General features: G+C 40.3%; 13 protein-coding genes, 1 pseudogene and 1 other annotated feature. Of the genes and pseudogenes, 5 read left to right on the top strand and 9 right to left on the bottom strand.

What is annotated here, in order from left to right; all coding sequences use genetic code 11:
* Positions 1–181: 181 nt before the first annotated feature.
* The 6 genes and pseudogenes from PR808_RS18620 to PR808_RS18590 all read right to left on the bottom strand — a co-directional run bounded on the left by PR808_RS18620 (position 182) and on the right by PR808_RS18590 (position 9,488).
* Positions 182–2,338 carry a two-partner secretion domain-containing protein gene (locus PR808_RS18620; RefSeq protein ID WP_206086113.1) on the bottom strand — a complete coding sequence of 719 codons (2,157 nt, stop codon included), beginning with the start codon at positions 2,336–2,338 and terminating at the stop codon, positions 182–184.
* Between the two features lie 508 nt (positions 2,339–2,846).
* Positions 2,847–3,653, bottom strand: coding sequence for a tryptophan synthase subunit alpha (gene trpA, locus PR808_RS18615; RefSeq protein WP_206086112.1), 807 nt, complete (start codon positions 3,651–3,653; stop codon positions 2,847–2,849).
* On the bottom strand, positions 3,653–4,843 hold the full coding sequence (gene trpB / locus PR808_RS18610; protein ID WP_272539865.1) for a tryptophan synthase subunit beta: 1,191 nt from the start codon (positions 4,841–4,843) through the stop codon (positions 3,653–3,655). The genes trpA and trpB overlap by 1 nt, the downstream gene beginning before the upstream one ends.
* 59 nt (positions 4,844–4,902) lie before the next feature.
* Positions 4,903–6,279, bottom strand: a complete 1,377-nt coding sequence (trpCF, locus tag PR808_RS18605) for a bifunctional indole-3-glycerol-phosphate synthase TrpC/phosphoribosylanthranilate isomerase TrpF (RefSeq protein WP_206086110.1) — start codon at positions 6,277–6,279, stop codon at positions 4,903–4,905.
* A gap of 1 nt (position 6,280) precedes the next feature.
* A pseudogene (gene trpD, locus PR808_RS20735) lies at positions 6,281–7,914 on the bottom strand (bifunctional anthranilate synthase glutamate amidotransferase component TrpG/anthranilate phosphoribosyltransferase TrpD).
* A complete protein-coding gene (locus PR808_RS18590; protein ID WP_272539864.1) occupies positions 7,914–9,488 on the bottom strand; it encodes an anthranilate synthase component 1 in 1,575 nt (524 codons plus the stop codon). Before PR808_RS18590 ends, trpD begins: the two are co-directional and overlap by 1 nt.
* 26 nt (positions 9,489–9,514) lie before the next feature.
* Positions 9,515–9,617, bottom strand: a sequence feature (Trp leader region).
* A 141-nt stretch (positions 9,618–9,758) separates the two neighbouring features.
* Here PR808_RS18590 and rnm point away from each other — a divergent pair.
* The 4 genes from rnm to aphA all read left to right on the top strand — a co-directional run bounded on the left by rnm (position 9,759) and on the right by aphA (position 13,572).
* Positions 9,759–10,655 (top strand): RNase RNM, encoded by an 897-nt coding sequence (gene rnm, locus PR808_RS18585; protein WP_206086106.1) that lies wholly within the window; start codon positions 9,759–9,761, stop codon positions 10,653–10,655.
* A 148-nt stretch (positions 10,656–10,803) separates the two neighbouring features.
* Positions 10,804–11,424 (top strand): L-threonylcarbamoyladenylate synthase, encoded by a 621-nt coding sequence (locus PR808_RS18580; RefSeq protein WP_206086105.1) that lies wholly within the window; start codon positions 10,804–10,806, stop codon positions 11,422–11,424.
* Positions 11,425–11,588: 164 nt separating this feature from the next.
* Positions 11,589–12,506, top strand: a complete 918-nt coding sequence (gene rluB / locus PR808_RS18575; protein ID WP_206086104.1) for a 23S rRNA pseudouridine(2605) synthase RluB — start codon at positions 11,589–11,591, stop codon at positions 12,504–12,506.
* Between the two features lie 352 nt (positions 12,507–12,858).
* On the top strand, positions 12,859–13,572 hold the full coding sequence (gene aphA, locus PR808_RS18570; RefSeq protein WP_225819487.1) for an acid phosphatase AphA: 714 nt from the start codon (positions 12,859–12,861) through the stop codon (positions 13,570–13,572).
* A 61-nt stretch (positions 13,573–13,633) separates the two neighbouring features.
* Here the strand turns inward: aphA and PR808_RS18565 are convergent, their stop codons facing one another.
* The 3 genes from PR808_RS18565 to PR808_RS18555 form a co-directional block, all read right to left on the bottom strand.
* Positions 13,634–15,781 carry a two-partner secretion domain-containing protein gene (locus PR808_RS18565; RefSeq protein WP_272539863.1) on the bottom strand — a complete coding sequence of 716 codons (2,148 nt, stop codon included), beginning with the start codon at positions 15,779–15,781 and terminating at the stop codon, positions 13,634–13,636.
* A gap of 482 nt (positions 15,782–16,263) precedes the next feature.
* Entirely contained in the window at positions 16,264–16,854 is a 591-nt protein-coding gene (gene cobO / locus PR808_RS18560) for a cob(I)yrinic acid a,c-diamide adenosyltransferase (protein ID WP_206086101.1), read from the bottom strand.
* 6 nt (positions 16,855–16,860) lie between these two features.
* The gene (locus PR808_RS18555) at positions 16,861–17,625 is read right to left on the bottom strand and encodes a YciK family oxidoreductase (RefSeq protein WP_272539862.1); all 765 of its coding nucleotides are present in this window, start codon (positions 17,623–17,625) and stop codon (positions 16,861–16,863) included.
* Between the two features lie 178 nt (positions 17,626–17,803).
* Between PR808_RS18555 and sohB the strand changes: the two genes are divergently transcribed.
* The gene (sohB, locus tag PR808_RS18550) at positions 17,804–18,850 is read left to right on the top strand and encodes a protease SohB (RefSeq protein ID WP_206086099.1); all 1,047 of its coding nucleotides are present in this window, start codon (positions 17,804–17,806) and stop codon (positions 18,848–18,850) included.
* Positions 18,851–18,919: the final 69 nt, after the last annotated feature.

Genomic DNA, 18,919 nt, shown 5'->3' with positions numbered 1-18,919 from the left:
CCCAAAATGGTGTATTTAGGTGTTTTTACTTGTTTTTTGGGTTTTTTAATTATTATTTATTTCAATGAGATATTAAATAGTTTTAACTGAATTTATATAGAGTAAGGAATAACAACTAATTAGATTGAAAGAGGTAAATTTAGTATGAAAAGGAGGCTAATTAGCCTCCTTTGTGCTCTAATTAGTAATAATTAGGTGTGTTTAAAATGATCATGGAGCCTAAGATTTTTCCGTATGGGCTGTTATAAATTACAGGGCTTGTAATTTTAGTGGTTCCCATAGAACTTAAACGGCCATTATTATTATCAACACGAGTAAATGCATCAATGATTAAATCTTTACCAGCATCTACTAAGCCTGAATAAGTATTATTTAACTTGTTAACATCAAGCTTGACAGTATTTGCACCTTGAATTTTACCGTAACGGTTATCTAAGTCATTTCTCAATTTAATATTGATATCACCTTTGACTCCCGCTTTTTGAGATGCATCCGCAGCAATAATACCTGAGTAGTTGTTCAAGCTATTTGCGTTAATGTTAACCGCGCCGTCTTCAGCATAGATTCCGCCTGTTCTACCTGAAACACCGAACTTACTGGCATAAGCATTGAAGCCGCTTGCATAGCTGTTATCCAGAGAAGTCGTATTGATAACAACGTCGTTGTCAGCGGTAATCAGGCCACGATTGTTTGTTACATTCGTTGCTTTAATATCTAAATTAGTTCCTTTGATGTAACCATATTGGTTGATTAAGCTATAAACATTAAATTTAGATTTTCCCGAGTTAGAAACTAAAGAACCTTGGTTTTGAAGGATATTAGCCGTAATGTTTAGTGCTTTACCGCTATCTATAGCTGCATAACCATTGTTTACTAGGTTGTGAGACAACGTAATATTCGTTTGTCCATTGGTGGTTTTGATCAGTGAATTGCTGTTTTGCAATGTCTCAGCATCTATATCAATGCGACGTTTAGCTACAATCTCACTGCTGTTTTCATTAGCAATTAAAGTACGTGCATTAATCGCAATATCACGGCCTGAAATTGTTGAGTTACTATTGACAACTTTACCCGCATTGATAGTTACGTTGTTTCCTGAACGGATCCCTCGATTATCTGTATTAATGACGTTATTACGTAAGTTATAATAGTTTTCAATGGTTCCCGTAGAACGAATATCGATATCACCACGGTTAGTTTTGATTGAGCCGTTAGTGTTATACAAGTTAGTTGATACCAGATTAATATTTTGTTGTGCATCAACAATACCACTTCGGTTATCAATGTTTGATCCTGTGGTTAATGTAACACTACCGCCATTGGATTTAATCTGGCCATTCACATTACTTAAAATGCCATTGTTAGTATTGATATCAATATCATTGTTACTCGCGATTGTGGAGTTGTTGTACAATCCTGAGTTAGTTTTGATATTAATTTTACCGTTGGCATTCATTTTGGCGTTTTGATTATAAACCAGGCCTTTTGAATCAATATTGATACCGCCCGAGCCTGCAACCATGCTGCCATAGTTGGATACACCAGTACCACTCTCTGTTGAAACTAATGTAATTTTATCGGCATACATACCCCCTAATGCGGACACATCAATACCGACTCGAGCTGTTGAACCTACACCTTGTACATTAGTGACATAGTTACCCTTTGCATCAACAAAGTTATTACCTGCAACAATATTAATTTCTTTTGCGTTAATATCACCACGGATCACTGCCGAGCGCGCAATAATATCTGTTGGAGAATCAGACTGTAAGCGGCTATTGATGATGATCTGGCCTTTTTCTACGTTATAGCCAAGTACTTCTCCCCCCGCAACAATAGGTTTACCTGTTGTTAGGGTAACGCGGTCGGTATTAATAAAACCACAGTTATTACATGTAATCCCAGATGCGTTAGCGACAATGACTTGTGCTTTCTGACCCGCCACTTCAACCATACCGTTGAGGGTACTTGCATTTGTGGAGTTAACTTCATTAAGAATCACTTTTGCAGGGCCGTTACCATTATTTAGGTTGAGGTTCCCATTGATTTGACCACCCAGAGTGGTATTTGTGTTGGTTGCACTGTTATTGAGAATAACGCCTTTCTGATCAACATCAAATTGGCTATAGATGTTATGAGAAACGCCTTTATCGCTTGCACCTTTGATATGAACGATAGTCGGGCCATTATTTTGGTTTATTACTCCAGCGCCATTAATATTAGTAATTGCAGCTTGTGAGACTGAAACTGATCCTAAAATAACGCATACACTTAAGAACAGAGGTTTAATCTTCAGCGTAGGCTGGCTGATAGATTTATGATTAAATTGTTTCATAAATATCCCTAAAATTGACTATAGATAAAATTAAAAATAGCTAATTAAAATTCCATTAAAGCGTAGGGATTATGCGTTATTATTATTTGCAATAAAATTTAATTGTACTTAAGTTGATTGAGTTAAATATTAAAAGAACAAAATAGCTTTATGTTTTTAATAGTGGTCTTTTATATTATTGTAAGCACAAATATGATATAAATCATCGAATTATATTTACTCTGCAATGGATATCGTAAGGGATAGTACGCGGGTAGTAACACGTAACCATGATATTGATTTATAAATTGATAATTCAGAGTTATTTATGTTTATTAAGAAAAGGTACGTAATTTTATTATTAAGGTTAATAATTTAGATGGTTGCTAGAAATTTTTATTTAAAAAATTTAATAAATAAAAATAAGTTAGATAAATAAATAAGCAATTAATCCTAATATTGCGTATTTAATATTTTTTTTTAAAAAAAAGCCACCCAGTAAAATAGGGTGGCTAAAATTTTAAATATATTATTTTTGTGTGGCTACTTTCATTTTAGTTACAAATTCAGTTAATGCTTTTAGCATGACATCTGGCTTATCAAGGTTATTTTCAATAATTTTAACCACAGCAGAGCCTGAAATGGCACCAGCGGCACCATTTTTAATTGCCTCGGTGACTTGTTCTGGTTCAGAAATGCCAAACCCTTGGAGTGCAGGTGCGGCTTGATATTGCTTGAGCTTATCGACCAAATGTGTTAATGGCATTTGAGCACGTTGTTCAGTACCCGTCACACCAGCTCTTGATAATAAGTAAGTATACCCACGGCTATGTTCGCCGATTTGTTGTAATAAGGCATCGTCACCATTAGGAGGGCAAATAAAAATAGGGGCAATATTATGGGTAAGGGCAGCTTCACGAAAAGGTTTTGATTCACTCATGGGAACATCTGCAACTAATACAGAATCAACCCCTGCTTTCTGGCAACGGATATAGAAATTTTCAATTCCATTTGTAAAAACGAGGTTTGCATATACCAATAAACCGATTGGCATGGTTGGGTGTTTTGCTCGAATGCGGCTTAATAATTCAAAGCAAATTGTGGGTGTAATTTCACTTTTAAATGCTCGCAGGTTGGCGTTTTGAATTGTCGGGCCATCTGCCAGAGGATCTGAAAAGGGAATACCAATCTCTAGCGCATCAGCGCCACCTTCAATTAAAGCATCAATAATTTTCAGTGATGTTTCAGCATCGGGATCACCTAATGTCACAAAGGGAACGAAAGCACCTTGATTTAGGCTGTTTAGACGTTCAAAAAGTTGGTTATAACGTTCCATTAAATTTCCCCTTTGTTAGCTAAAATATCATGCACAGTAAAAATATCTTTATCGCCGCGACCTGATAAATTCACAATTAATAATTGCTCTTTATTGGGTTCTTGTTCTGCCATTTTTAACGCATAAGCTAAAGCATGAGAAGATTCTAACGCAGGTATAATGCCTTCCTTGCGAGATAAAAGTTTAAAGGCATTTAATGCTTCATCATCGGTAATAGAGACATATTCAGCACGACCGATGCTATTTAAATGTGCATGCTGTGGCCCAACTGAAGGGAAGTCTAACCCTGCAGATATTGAATAAGATTCTTCTATTTGTCCCTCGCGAGTTTGCATCATTGGGGACTTCATTCCAAAGTAGATACCCACGCGTCCATGTTTTAATGGTGCGCCATGTTGCCCTGACTCGATACCTAAACCTGCAGGTTCAACGCCAATAAGATTGACATTTTCTTCAGGGATAAAAGACGCAAACATGCCAATGGCATTGGATCCACCACCAATACACGCAATCACTGCATCGGGTAAACGGCCTTCTTTTTCAAGAATCTGCTGTTTTGCTTCATCACCAATCATGCGTTGAAATTCACGCACGATGGTTGGGTAAGGGTGTGGGCCAGCGGCAGTGCCCAGTAGATAATGCGCGTTATCGTAGCTGCCAGACCAGTCTCGCAGTGCTTCATTACAAGCATCTTTTAGGGTGGCGGAACCACTATGGACAGGGATAACTTCTGCGCCCATCAGTTTCATGCGAAATACGTTAGGGGATTGACGCTCAACGTCTTTAGCGCCCATATAAATACGGCATTTCATGTTGAGAAGCGCACAAGCTAATGCTGTCGCAACACCGTGTTGCCCCGCACCTGTTTCAGCGATAATCTCTGTTTTGCCCATACGTTTAGCCAGTAGCGCTTGGCCTAAAACTTGGTTTGTTTTGTGCGCCCCACCATGAAGCAGGTCTTCACGCTTTAAATACAACTTTGTTTTGGTGCCTGCAGTGAGATTTTTGCAGAGGGTCAAAGCTGTCGGACGACCTGCATAGTTTTTAAGTAGGTCATGGAATTCTTTGATAAATTCTGCGTCGTCTTGTGCGGCAATAAAGGCATCTTCTAATTGATTGAGTGCAGGGATTAAAATCTCTGGCACATATTGCCCACCAAACTCACCGAAATACGGATCTAATTTGCTCATTATTTGTTATCCATCTCATCAGTTAAAACGTAATTATTGTTTAGCCTTATCTTATTGCTTTATTGGATTGTTGATTCAGCCAGCAACGTTGATAACACTAACTTAATTTTTTGCTCACTCTTAATACCAGGCTCAATTTCGACACCAGAATTAAAATCAAGCCCATTACACAGCAATTTCGCGGCCTGAAGGCAGTTTTGAGGATTTAATCCGCCCGCTATCATTAGCTTTTGCTTTGCAGTTGTTGGAATGGCCGACCAATTGAAACTTTTACCTGTTCCGCCTTGCCCGTTATCGAGTAATAGAACATCAATATCTTGAGTTTCGTATTCAGATACGTTTGCTTGCGACATATCCAGCGCTTTCCACACTTCACAATAACTTGGTAATTGAGAGCGAACTTCTTGAATATATTGTAGGTCTTCATTACCGTGTAGCTGCACGGCAAAGAGCGCTAACTTTTTCGCGATATGCGCGACAAAATCGGCCGATTGATTACGAAATACACCAACATATTTTAGCGGGGCGGAATGAACAATACGTTCAGCTTGTGACAGTGTCACTTTCCGAGGGGAGGATTCAGCAAATATTAATCCTCCAAAACAAGCACCCGCGTCGAAAGCGGTTTTTGCATCCTGTTCACGGGTTAAGCCGCACACTTTATGTTCACCAACGAGCAATTTTTGTAGTGCCTTTGCAAGGTCATCTTGTTCCATTAAAGCGCTACCAATCAGAAAACCGTTAGCATATTGGCTAAGAGATTGAATATGCTGGTGTAAATAAATACCAGATTCACTGATCACAATTGTTTCTGGTGCTAAACGCGGTGCTAATTCGCGGGTACGATTTAAATCAATGGATAAATCACGCAAGTCACGGTTATTAATACCGACCACTTTAGATTTTAATTTTATGGCTCGTTCTAATTCTTCTTCGTTACTGACTTCCGTTAGAATGCCCATATTTAATTGATGTGCAACATTCGCTAAGGCCACATATTCTTCGTCATTTAATACCGATAACATCAATAAGATAGCATCAGCTTGATAATGACGTGCAAGGTATATTTGGTATGGATCGATAATAAAATCTTTACATAAAACAGGTTGCTTAACTGTGTTACTGACAATCGTCAGATAATCCATATTGCCTTGGAAATATTTTTCGTCAGTGAGGACGGAAATCGCAGATGCGTAGGGGGCATAGGTCTTCGCAATCACTTCGGGATCGAAATTTTCTCGAATTAACCCTTTTGAAGGAGACGCCTTTTTACATTCTAAAATAAACACTGGGCGCTTAGCGCTTAATGCATCATAGAAGCTGCGTTGACTTGGCTGTAATGTGTCAATGAAACTGTCTAAGGGCTGTTTAGCCTTACGTTCAACAAGGTAAACGGCTTTGTCATCAACAATCTTTTGTAATACAGTCGCTTTCATTTTACTGGTTCCTTGCCGCGAGCGCAGTGACTCGGTCGAATGATTTGCCGCTGCGAATAATTGAGAGAGCATGTTCGCTATTTTGTTTTAAATCTTCATGGCCATTAATCCGCATTAACATTGCCACATTAGCCGCGACTGCAGCCTCGTGAGCGGCTTTACCATGGCCTTGTAATAACTGGGTCAGTAGAATACGGTTTTCATCAGGAGTGCCGCCTTCCAAATCACGTAATTGATACGGTGTTAAGCCAAAATCGTCGGCGGTTAATTGGTAATGATGTAACACACCGTCTTTTAATTCAGCAACTTGGGTTGTGGCATGAAGTGAAACTTCATCCATCCCTCCACTGTGTACCACAGCTGCACGGGTAAAACCAAGCATATCTAAGGTTTCAGCGACGGGTTTTACCAGCGCTTCTTGATAAACGCCGATTAACGCGATGGGTGGGCGAGCTGGGTTGATTAATGGCCCAAGGACGTTAAATAATGTTCGTGTTTTCAGTTGTGAACGAACAGGTGCTGCATGGCGAAAACCACTATGGTACTGAGGGGCAAATAAGAAACACACGCCTAAATCATCCAAAATGTCCCGAGCACTTTGAGCGCTTAAATCAAGTGCAATACCAAAGGCCGCTAATAAATCTGATGATCCAGAACGACTAGATACGCTGCGATTGCCATGTTTAGCGACTTTAATTCCAGCTTCAGCGGCTACAAATGCGCTAGCCGTTGAAATGTTAATACTGTTTGCGCCATCTCCCCCCGTACCCACAATGTCACTGAATTGATAATCAGGTCGAGGGAATGGTTGGGCATTTTCTAAGCAGGCAAGGGCGGCACCTGCAATTTCTTGAGGTTGTTCACCACGCATTTTCATACTGATAAGTACGGCTGCCAGTTGTGGTTCGGTTAATTCACCTTGAATAATGGCATTAAATAAATACTGACTTTCTTGTTGTGTCAGTGGCTGCGCGTTGAATAATTTATCATAAATATTTTGCATAATTGGCTCTCTATATCCCGTTAGTGCGAATGAGTCGTGGTGCTTGCATTGGGTGTAGAAAGAGCCCATGCCACAGTATTTTCTAACAACTGTTTACCCTGAGTGGTTAAAATAGATTCAGGGTGAAATTGGAATCCACACACTTTGTCTTGCTCATTTCGCACGGCCATGACCATTCCGTTGGATTGCGCATTAATAGTCAGTGTTTCAGGAATTTGGCTACCCACTAAAGAGTGGTAGCGCGCGACTGAAACAGGATTTTCGAGATTAGCAAACATCGCTTGCCCATCGTGGGTAGCAAGTGAAGCCTTACCATGTAGTATTTCCCCCGCGGAAGAGACAACACCACCGTAAGCCTCAACAATAGCCTGATGGCCTAAACAAATACCAATCACAGGAATTTTGCCGATAACCTGTTTTAAGACTTCAGGCATAGAGCCTGCTTCACTCGGTTTTCCTGGCCCTGGTGATAACACTAAAATTGGTGAGTTCATTTGGTTTAATACAGATAAAATATGTTCTGAGCTCACGGTATTACGGTAAATAACGACTTGGTGGCCATTCGCACGCAGTTGATCGACCAAGTTGTAAGTGAAAGAATCCACATTATCGAGCAGTAAAATATTCGCCATTAGAATAACTCCTTCACTTGGTGGGCTTGGGCAATCGCACGGATCACGGCGCGTGCTTTATTGCGCGTTTCATCTGCTTCAGCTTGAGGGAACGAATCCAATACGACGCCACCACCAGCTTGCACAGTCGCAATGCCATCTTCTACATAGGCTGAGCGGATCACGATACAAGTATCGAAATCACCTCTGCCGTTGAAATAACCCACCGCACCGCCATAGGAGCCACGACGCTGTTGTTCATACTGCGCAATTAATTGCATGGCTTTCACTTTGGGGGCTCCCGTTAATGTGCCCATATTCATACAGGCTTGATAAGCATGAAAAATGTCTAAATCGTGACGTAATGTTCCCACAACATGGGAAACGAGATGCATCACAAAGGAATAACGATCAACTTTGGTTAAGTTAGCCACATAGCGGGTGCCTGCTTCACAGATACGGGCAAGATCATTACGTGCAAGATCAACAAGCATGATGTGCTCTGCTAGCTCTTTTTCATCTGTACGCATTGATAGTTCAATGCGGCTGTCTAAATCGAGGTCGATATCTCCTTGAGCATCACGACCGCGTGGGCGAGTGCCTGCGATAGGGTAAATTTCGACCTTCCGGTCGCTGGTGGCATATTTCAATGCACTTTCTGGTGATGCGCCAAATAGCGTAAAATCCTGATCTTGCATATAAAACATATAAGGACTTGGGTTTTGCGCTTTTAATTTTTGGTAGGCAATCAGTGGATGTGAACAAGGCATGGTGAATTTTCGTGAGGGCACTACTTGGAAGATATCTCCACGATAAATTGCCTCTTTTAATGATATGACAATAGCGCCATATTCTTGGTCGTTTTTGCTCAGTGTAACTTGAAAGTTAGGCTCGCTTTGCAAAGGGAGTGCGGGCAAAAATGGACGGCAAGATGCAATAATTTCATTGTGGCGTTGTTTAACTGACGCCAGCGTTTGTTCATCTTGATTGAAAACACAGCTTTTAATGCGAGCCGCTTGGTTTTGATGGTCGATCACTAAATAGTGTTCCGCGACGAAGAAACAATAATCAGGGCACTGATTGACAGTTTTAACGTCAGGGATGGACTCAAAGTTTGCCACAAGGTCATAGGCAAATAAGCCTCCTACAAATACCGTTTCTGGCTTAGTCGAATAAGTTTGAGCTAAGGCAGGTAATGCACGTAACACGTCTAAGCATGATGCTGCTTTTAAACGACTGTCTTCATCTAAAGCAGGGTTAGGTTGCTCGAAGGTGACAACTAATAATGCCGTTTCAATGGTATGGGTGGAAATTACCCCAGAAAGTTGCGTTAACAATAATGGCAGCAAGGCTTGGCCGTTTAATGTTAACGCTTCAACTTCAACGCGTTGGCCAAAAGCGCGAATACGCAATGCGCTGTTAACAATCAATAAGCTTTGTAAGTTAGCTTTATTATTGATTTCAGCTGACTCCAGCAACATGGTTGATGGAATTGCATGGCATAAGTGATTGAATAACAACGTTGGGTCTGGCTGATAGTTAATTGGGCTATCCAGATACGTAAAATGTGCTAATGTGGTGTTTTGTTTGTTCATTTTGTTGCCTTACGCTAATTTTTGACATTAAAAAACCCGCCGTATGAAGGGCGGGTTTGGCACTGAGGCATGGTTTAACTATGCGCGTGCGGCTTCCGCCCAATTTGGGAAGTCACGCCACCAACGATTTGTTAAGTTAATTAAAGCCATAATGTGCCTCACTGGATAAACTGAATGTTATTGGCTGTAAGCCATCTTGCGTACTAGTAAACTGGATCGCACTTGAAGTGTCAAGTATTTTGTTAATTTATTAGGAAAAAATAGCTATTTATGGAAATTGGAGACGATATCACCTTGCAACCTGTATCTACACCGCTACTGACTCGCTACGACTTACACAGCCATACGACAGCCTCTGATGGGGATTTAACGCCAGAGGAATTAATCGAGCGAGCCATTGAAAAAGGCGTCAATGTTCTAGCGATCACTGACCACGATACGTGTGATGGCTTAATACAGGCAAGACAGTATATACGCGATAACGAAAAGCCGATTGAGTTAGTGAATGGTGTTGAGATCTCAACACTTTGGGAAAATATTGAAATCCATATCGTCGGTTTAAATTTCACCTCTGAACACCCAGCAATGGTTGCGTTACTTACGGAGCAATCGGCTCGTCGTGAAGCTCGGGGTATTGAGATAGGGCGCCGTTTACAAAAAGCGGGCATTGAAGATGCGTGGGAGAACGCCCAAAGTATATCGGGTGGCGGGCAAGTTACCCGAGCTCATTTTGCGCAATATATTATGAAAATAGGCAAAGAAAAAACCATCAACAATGTATTTAAACGCTATTTGTCTAAAGGCAAAACAGGTTATGTGCCTGCAACATGGTGTAGTATTGAAGCGTCCATTGCGGCGATTCATGCCGCTGGCGGCGTGGCTGTTTTAGCGCATCCATCTAAATATCAGCTTTCAAATAAATGGTTAAAACGTGTGATTGCTTATTTTAAAGAGCATGGGGGCGATGCGATGGAAATTTCCCATTGCCAGCAACCCCCTAATGAAAAACAATATTTAGCTGAATTGGCTAAAATGGCGGATTTACGAACATCTGTGGGGTCTGATTTTCACCGTCCTTGTTCTTGGATTGAATTAGGGCGAAACCTATGGTTACCAAATGATGAGCAAGCAGTTTGGACATTGTGGCAGGACGTAAAAAATCGCTAATTCATTGATGTATTGGTCGGTCGGTGTAAAATAATACTATACATAGAGTGATTAGATTAAAATCAATCATTCGATTGAGCAAAGAGATAGTGCCATTTTTAGGTATTTTGCCGGGTGATGCTGTCGATACCAAATTGTTGAGGTATATATGAGCCAGTTTTTTTATGTCCATCCGGATAACCCGCAAGCTCGGTTAATCAGTCAAAGTGTTGAAATTCTAAATAAAGGCGGTGTGGTTGTTTATCCTACTGATTCGGGGTATGCCATTGGATGTCGTTTAGAAGAAAAAGATGCATTGCAGCGAATTTGTCGTATCCGTCAGTTAGATACTAACCACAATTTTACATTAATGTGCCGTGATCTTTCTGAGCTTTCTAATTATGCACACGTAGATAATACAGTTTTTCGTTTAATTAAGAATAATACCCCAGGTAATTATACATTTATCTTAAAAGCCACCAAAGAAGTCCCTCGTCGTTTAATGAATGAAAAGCGTAAGACAATCGGCCTGCGCGTACCATCAAATCCGATTGCACGAGATTTACTTGAAGCGGTTGGCGAACCACTGATGTCAACGAGTTTAATTATGCCTGGTGATGATTTTACCCAATCTGATCCAGAAGAAATTCGTGATTTATTAGATAAACAAGTGGATTTAGTGATCCACGGTGGTTATATCGGACAGAAACCTACCACAGTCATTGATTTTACTGATGATACACCTGTTGTAGCCCGTGTTGGCACAGGGGATCCATCACCCTTTGAATAAATAAGCTATTTAGGTAGCGAATGTGCGATAAGGTGATAAAAGATAGGGGTTCAGGGGAAACCTGTGTATAATGCGCGGGTTTTCAAATTTATGACTTTTTGCACTCGTTTTTTTACTCGATGAAAAGTTATTTGACGCCTGTGAAGGCGACAGTAGAGGGTTACATGAGCGCTAAACCGCAAAATACAGAGAAATTACAAAAAATCCTTGCTCGTTCAGGGCATGGTTCACGTCGTGAAATCGAAACCTTCCTGCAAGCAGGTCGGATCAGCGTAGACGGTAAAATCGCCACTTTGGGTGACCGTGTCGAAGTCAAAGCATCAACCAAAATTCGTTTAGATGGTCGTTTATTAGCGATTAAAGAAGCGGAAAAAGAAATTTGCCGTGTGATGGCCTATTACAAACCTGAAGGTGAATTGTGTACTCGCCACGATCCTGAAGGGCGTCCAACCGTTTTTACGCGTTTGCCAAAACTGACAGGGGCAAGGTGGATTGCGGTAGGTCGTCTTGATGTGAATACTAGTGGGTTACTGTTATTCACAACCGATGGTGAGTTAGCGAACCGTTTAATGCACCCAAGCCGTGAAGTTGAGCGTGAATACGCAGTGCGGGTTTTTGGTGAAGTTAACGATGCAAAAATTCGCCAGTTGACCCAAGGTGTTCAACTTGAAGATGGTCCTGCGTCCTTTAAAACTGTCTCTTATCGTGGTGGTGAAGGGATGAACCAATGGTTCAATGTTACGTTAACAGAAGGGCGTAATCGTGAAGTCCGTCGTTTGTGGGAATCGGTTGGTGTACAAGTTAGCCGTTTGATCCGAGTGCGTTATGGTGATATCGATTTGCCAAAAGGGCTACCGCGTGGTGGTTGGACGGAGCTGGGTTTAGAGCAAACTAACTATTTGCGTGAATTAGTTGAGCTGCCAGCTGAAACAGAAAGTAAAGTGGCGGTTGAACGTGATCAACGTAGAATCAAAGCGAATCAAATTCGTCGTGCTGTGAAACGTCATACTCAAGTGGCATCACGCCCTGCATCTAAGCGTCAATCTTCAGGCCCGACAGCGAAGCGTCGTACACGCATCTAATTACTGCGTTATCATTATTTAAGAAGCGATGGCATAACACCATCGCTTTTTTATTGCCTAAAAATTACAGCTTACTGTCTGTATGTGTCTGTAAATTGCGGGTTTAGGTCACAGAATCACAACACTTGTCTGTAATAGATAATTAAAATGAGATTTAAGTCTCATTTTAATGTAACAAAAAAACTTAACATCAAGCTCTATGTGAGATTTAACTCACATAATTGCTGCAAAATGTACTTATAAACACCTGAACACGATAAGCAGCAATGTCTATTACTTACATATAAAAATGTGGTTTATCCAAGTGAATAAAGAATGGTTTCTAAGTGGGTAAACTCGATAAGGATAAAAGATGAAAAAAATAACACTGACGCTGAGCGCGGTTGCATTAGCTTTAACGTTTACGGCAACGTCTCAAGCCAAAATACCAATGCCAGAAACTGTCAGCCCAGGCGTTACCGTTGTTGAATTAGCGCAGCAGCAACCTATTCATTGGGTTTCTATTGAACAAATTAAACAAAGCCTAGAAGGTAAAGCGCCAATGGCAGTTGGCTTTGATATCGATGATACAGTGTTATTTTCTAGCCCAGGTTTTTACCGTGGTAAACTCGAGTTTTCCCCAAATGATTTTAGTTATTTGAAAAATCAGCAGTTTTGGGAGAAAATGAATAATGAGTGGGACAAATTCAGTATGCCAAAACAAGTGGGTATTGATTTAGTCAAAATGCACTTAGACCGAGGAGATACCGTTTATTTTATTACTGGCCGTACTAAAACGAAAACTGAAACTGTGACTAAGTACGTTCAAGAAGGCTTGGCGATCCCAGCCGATAAAATGCAACCTGTTATTTTTGCGGGTGATGAGCCTGGCCAAAATAATAAAGTAAGTTGGATGCGTGACCATAAATTAACTATTTATTATGGAGATGCAGATGCGGATATTGCAGCGGCTCATGAACTAGGTATTCGTGGCGTTCGTATTTTACGTGCAGCCAACTCATCTTATCAACCGCTGCCAAAAGCAGGGCGTTTTGGTGAAGAAGTGGTGATTAATTCTGAATTCTAATTGAATTTTGAATATGAAAAAGGCGACTTGGAGGTCGCCTTTTTTAATACTTGAATGACAGTTAGTTATTCACAATTGCGTCAATAACAACACGGTTACCCGTGATAGAACCTGTTGTTCCACTTGTTACAATTGGACTAGTGACCTTCGTCGTATTGTTAGAGCTAATAGTTCCATATTGGTTATTCACGCGATTTTTAGCTTCAATGGTCATGTTTTTGCCAGATACCATTTTTCCTGCATAATTATCGAGTGTACCAGCACCCACATTATGGTTATTAATCCCCGTAATTTGGCCATAATTATTGTTCAGGGTTGCTTTTGTTTTAATATCAATATCGCTGCGTGAGGCAACGTTATTATTCGCATTGGCTGCGATTGAACCATATACGTTATAAAGGTTATCACTTTTAACTTTGATAGTACCATCATTGGTTTGCAAACCACCATTTTGGTCTGTTAAACCAAATTGTGCGTTTACGTTTTTAAAATCAGCACTATAGTTATTGTTTAAATGGCTAGTTTCAATATCTAAGTTGCTTTCAGCGTTAATTAAACCAGATTGGTTATCAATATTATGCGCAGTTATTGTTAAGTTTTTACCTTTAATATAACCAGAACGATTACTGAGTATATTGGACTTTATTTCTGTTTTGCCATTATCAGAAATAATTGAACCTGAGTTTGTTAATTGGTTTGCATTGATATTCAGTAGTTTACCACTATGAATTTTTGAACGAGGGTCATTAGTCAATGCGACAGAAGCATCAAGATCCATACGGCCTTTAACAGCATTTAACTCTGAATTAGACTGTGTTAAATACATGGTATTCACCTCAGCACGTCGCTGTGCCACAATCTTACTGTTAGCCATGTTTTCGATAGAGTTTTGTGCGTTTAAGGTGATATCACGACCCGCAGTGATGTTGGAGTTCTCATTCACAATACGAACGGCATCAATAGTGATATCTTGACCAGCAATAAAACCCTTCGCTGGATCATTTGGATTCCCCATATTATCGCGGTTATAGATTACATTGGTAGAATGGACGTTGAGGTCACCTCGAGTGGCTTTAAATGACCCATTATCATTGACGATAGTATCAGATAACGTGGTCACATTTTGTTGGGCTTCAATGGTTCCGTTGTTATTTGACAAAGTACCTAACGTCGTTAAATTTACATCGTTGTTCAGGGACGTAATGTGCCCACGATCGTTATTAATTGCACCTGTGCCTGCAGCCTGAATGTTGACACTTTTTGCTGCGGAAATAGTGCCGCTATTTGTCAGCCCAGTCGCATTAATCGAGAGGGTATTTGCTGAGTGAATGTTGCCATTAATATTATTGACGGTGCCTGCGCTATCAATGGTAATTGCACCATTATGTGAAGCGATATCACCTGCGTTAGATACGCCAACACCTGTTTCGGTCGCCATTAACGAAATTTTATTCGCATACATGCCGCCTAAGGCGGAAACGTCAATACCAATACTTGGTTTTGCACCAATGGCTGTTGTCGTACCAATAACATCACCAGCGGAATTCACACGGTTATTCCCTGCAATAACGTTTAGACGTTGAGCTGTGACAGCACCGTTAATCGCGACAGAGCGTGCAATTATATCAGTAGGTGAGTTTGCATTGAAACTACCATTGATGGCAATTTTTCCTTGCTGCACATTGTAGTCATTGACTAAGTTATTGCCATCTAAGGAAACTTTACCCGTAGTTAATGTGGTGCGGTTGGTATTAATAAATCCGCAGTTATTACAGGTGATACCTGATGCATTTGCGACAATCACTTGCGCTTTACCGCCAGCGACTTCAATCATGCCGTTTAATGTTGTTGCCGTATTTGAGTTGACCTCATTTAGGATCACTTTTGCCCGTTTACCTGCGACATTGCCATTACCGCCAATTTTACCCCCTATTGTGGTATTAGAAAGGCCTGCACTATTGTTTAAAATAACGCCTTTTTGGTCAACATCAAATTGGCTATAAATATTGTGAGAAACACCGCTTTCAGACGGTTTATTAATATAAACAATGGTTGGACCATTACCTTGAACCATTACTCCAGCGCCATTTGTTGGCGTAATAGCGGCTTGAGCAACCGTTGTTGAACCGACAATCATTGAAACACACAGAAATAAAGGTTTGAATTTCAATTTAGGTGCATTGAAAGTATTCATTGAAACGTTTTGCATATATATCCCTTAAATTAAAATAGACAATATCTAAAATAACTAACAATCCATTATTGCAATTTAATTATGCGGAAATATAAAATTAAATAAAATTAATAATGTTAACATGAGTTAAGTTTTTATTCGGTATTGAATAATAACTTAGTATGAATAAAGCTAGAATAAATGCGTTATTTTGTATTTAACTTGTTTTTTATCAGTTGGTTAAATTTCTTTCTGTATTGTGATTTTCGGTATGTTTACTCAAGGGGTAACACGTACTAGTTTATATTAAATAGGGAAAAGGCGAGTTTAATCATTAGAATAACTTATGGCCTGAATTTATATTGTAAAAATGGTCGATATAATTAAAGCCGAATTGGGAATATATGCGAATGATTAAATTAACACGCAAGATGGTTTGATTAAACTTATCATGCATAAAAAGAGAACTTAGCAATAGTCTTATTTTAGCTTATAATTGCTAAGTTAACTTTTATCGTTTACCAGTCAATGCCTTTTTGCGCTTTAATACCAACATCAAACGCATGTTTAACAGGGCGCATTTCAGTAACTGTATCCGCTAAATTAATTAAATCACGGTGGCATCCTCTACCTGTAATGATGACGGATTGGTTGGCAGGACGATCTAGCAAGGCTTGTATAACGTCGTCTAACCCAAGGTAATGATAGCTGACCATATAGGTTAGCTCATCTAAGACAACCAAATCATATTGAGGATCACTTAAAAGTCGTTTTGCATGATGCCAGGTTTCAAGGCAGGCTAGTGTGTCCGTCTCTTTATTTTGTGTTTCCCACGTAAAGCCAGTGGACATTACAAAAAAAGGCGCTCCAAGCGGCTCTAAGAGTTCACGTTCACCATTATCCCAACTTCCTTTAATAAATTGCACAACAGCCGCTTTTTTACCATGGCCGATGGCACGACAAACCGTACCAAATGCGGCGGTCGTTTTACCTTTGCCGTTGCCAGTGAAGATGATGATAATCCCACGCTCAATTTGAGCGGCTTCAATACGCGCATCGACTTTTTCTTTTAAGCGTTGTTGACGTTCTTCATGTCGGCTTTGTGACATAATAAATTACTCCGCTGCACCTGGTTTACGGCCTGGTTGTGCATCATAACTGCTGCCTGTTTTACGGATGCTATCATCACCCATTAAATAAATGTAAATAGGCATAATATCTGCTGGGGTTTTGAGTTTTTCGGGGTCTTCTTCGGGGAATGCGCTGGCACGCATACTGGTTCTGGTTCCTCCAGGATTAATGCAGTTAACGCGTAAATGACTATTTTTATATTCCTCAGCAAGCACTTGCATTAGACCTTCTGTTGCAAATTTAGAAACAGCGTAAGCTCCCCAACCAGCGCGGCCTTGTTTCCCAACACTCGAACTTGTGAAAACTAATGATGGATTTGGCGCTTTCAAGAGTAAGGGGAGTAGGGATTGCGTAAGCATAAAGGTCGCATTGACGTTGATCTGCATGACATCATGCCATAGTTGAGGCGGTTGTTCTGAAATGGGGGCGACAACACCAAGAATACCCGCATTATGCAAGACGCCATCTAGATAAGGAACAGTGTTAGATATTTTCGTGGCTAATGATTGGCAGTTTTCATTGGTTGCTGTCAATAAATCTAAAACATAACATGGCGATTTCTTGCCAGAAATTGCAGTGATTTCTTGGCTAACAGCGTCTAATTTATGTTGCGTTCTTCCGACAAGAACCAATGATGCACCGAATCGGGCATAGGTCAGGGCGGCTTCACGACCAATGCCATCGCCTGCGCCAGTTATGAGTATCGTTTTGCCTTTCAATAGGTCTTGTCTAGGCTGATATTGAAGCATATTCTTTCCTATGATTGTGAATTAAATGTAACGGTATCATCGCACTGATTTGGTTTTTTGGCTAATCTAACATAGATATCTACGTAGTTTATGGTGTGAAATACGATTTTTTCTGGTTGTTTACCCATAATCGTGAGATTATTTTTGTGTTGAAGATAAATATCAGAAGGATCATGTTGTGGAGTATTTCTCTTTGTATGGATTATTTTTAGCAAAAGTTGTCACTATCGTGGTGGCTATCGTTTTGCTGGCTGTTTTTGTCTTTGGTGTAGGTATGCGTCGCCAAAGTGCTAAAGGTTCGTTAAAACTCACTGATTTGGGTGAGAATTATCGCGAACGCCAGCGTCAGATGCAGCAAGTGAAAATGAATGAATCTGAGCATAAAGCATGGCTCAAGGCATTCAAAAAACAGCAAAAAGCAAAATCAAAAAGTGAGAAATCAGGGGCTAAACTTGGGCAAACATCCATTAAAAAGCCCTGTTTATATGTCTTAGACTTTAAAGGCAGCATGGATGCACGCGAAGTGGCATCTTTGAGGGAGGAAATCAGTGCAGTTCTGGCTGTTGCTGATACACAAGATGAAGTTTTGCTGCGTTTGGAGAGCCCTGGCGGTATGGTCCATGGTTATGGGCTTGCAGCATCACAATTACGTCGTTTAAAAGAAAAGAATATTCCGTTGACGGTTGCTGTTGATAAAGTGGCAGCAAGTGGTGGCTATATGATGGCCTGTATTGCAGATAAAATTGTTGCTGCACCATTTGCTATTATTGGCTCAATTGGTGTTGTGGCACAAATTCCTAATATTCATCGCTTATTGAAAAAACATGATGTTGATGTTGAACTTCATACGGCAGGTGAATATAAAAGAACGCTGACATTACTCGGGGAAAATACCGAGCAAGGCCGTAAAAAGTTTGTGGAAGATTTAAATTCAACGCATGATCTTTTCAAGCAATTTGTTCATCAAAATCGTCCGTCATTAGATATTGATAAGGTTGCAACGGGTGAATACTGGTACGGGTCACAGGCGTTAGAAAAAGGGCTTGTGGATAGCATTGGCGTCAGTGATGACATTATTATTGATGCAGTTGATGCTAAAGAGATTGTTGGTGTCCGTTATGTTCTAAGTAAAAAAATGGTGGATAAAGTCATGGGAAGCGCAGCAAATAGTGTTGATAACCTTTTATTGCGTTGGTGGCAGCGTGGCCAAAAACCAATGTTATAAATGAATAGTCGCCTCGCAAATATTCTGTTTTAATTCTACTATTAATTACCGGCACTGAAGCCGGTAATT

Origin of the sequence: Providencia sp. PROV197 (assembly GCF_028479625.1) — a bacterium.
GTDB lineage: Bacteria > Pseudomonadota > Gammaproteobacteria > Enterobacterales > Enterobacteriaceae > Providencia > Providencia vermicola.
This window is presented reverse-complemented; position numbering and strand designations above follow the sequence as displayed.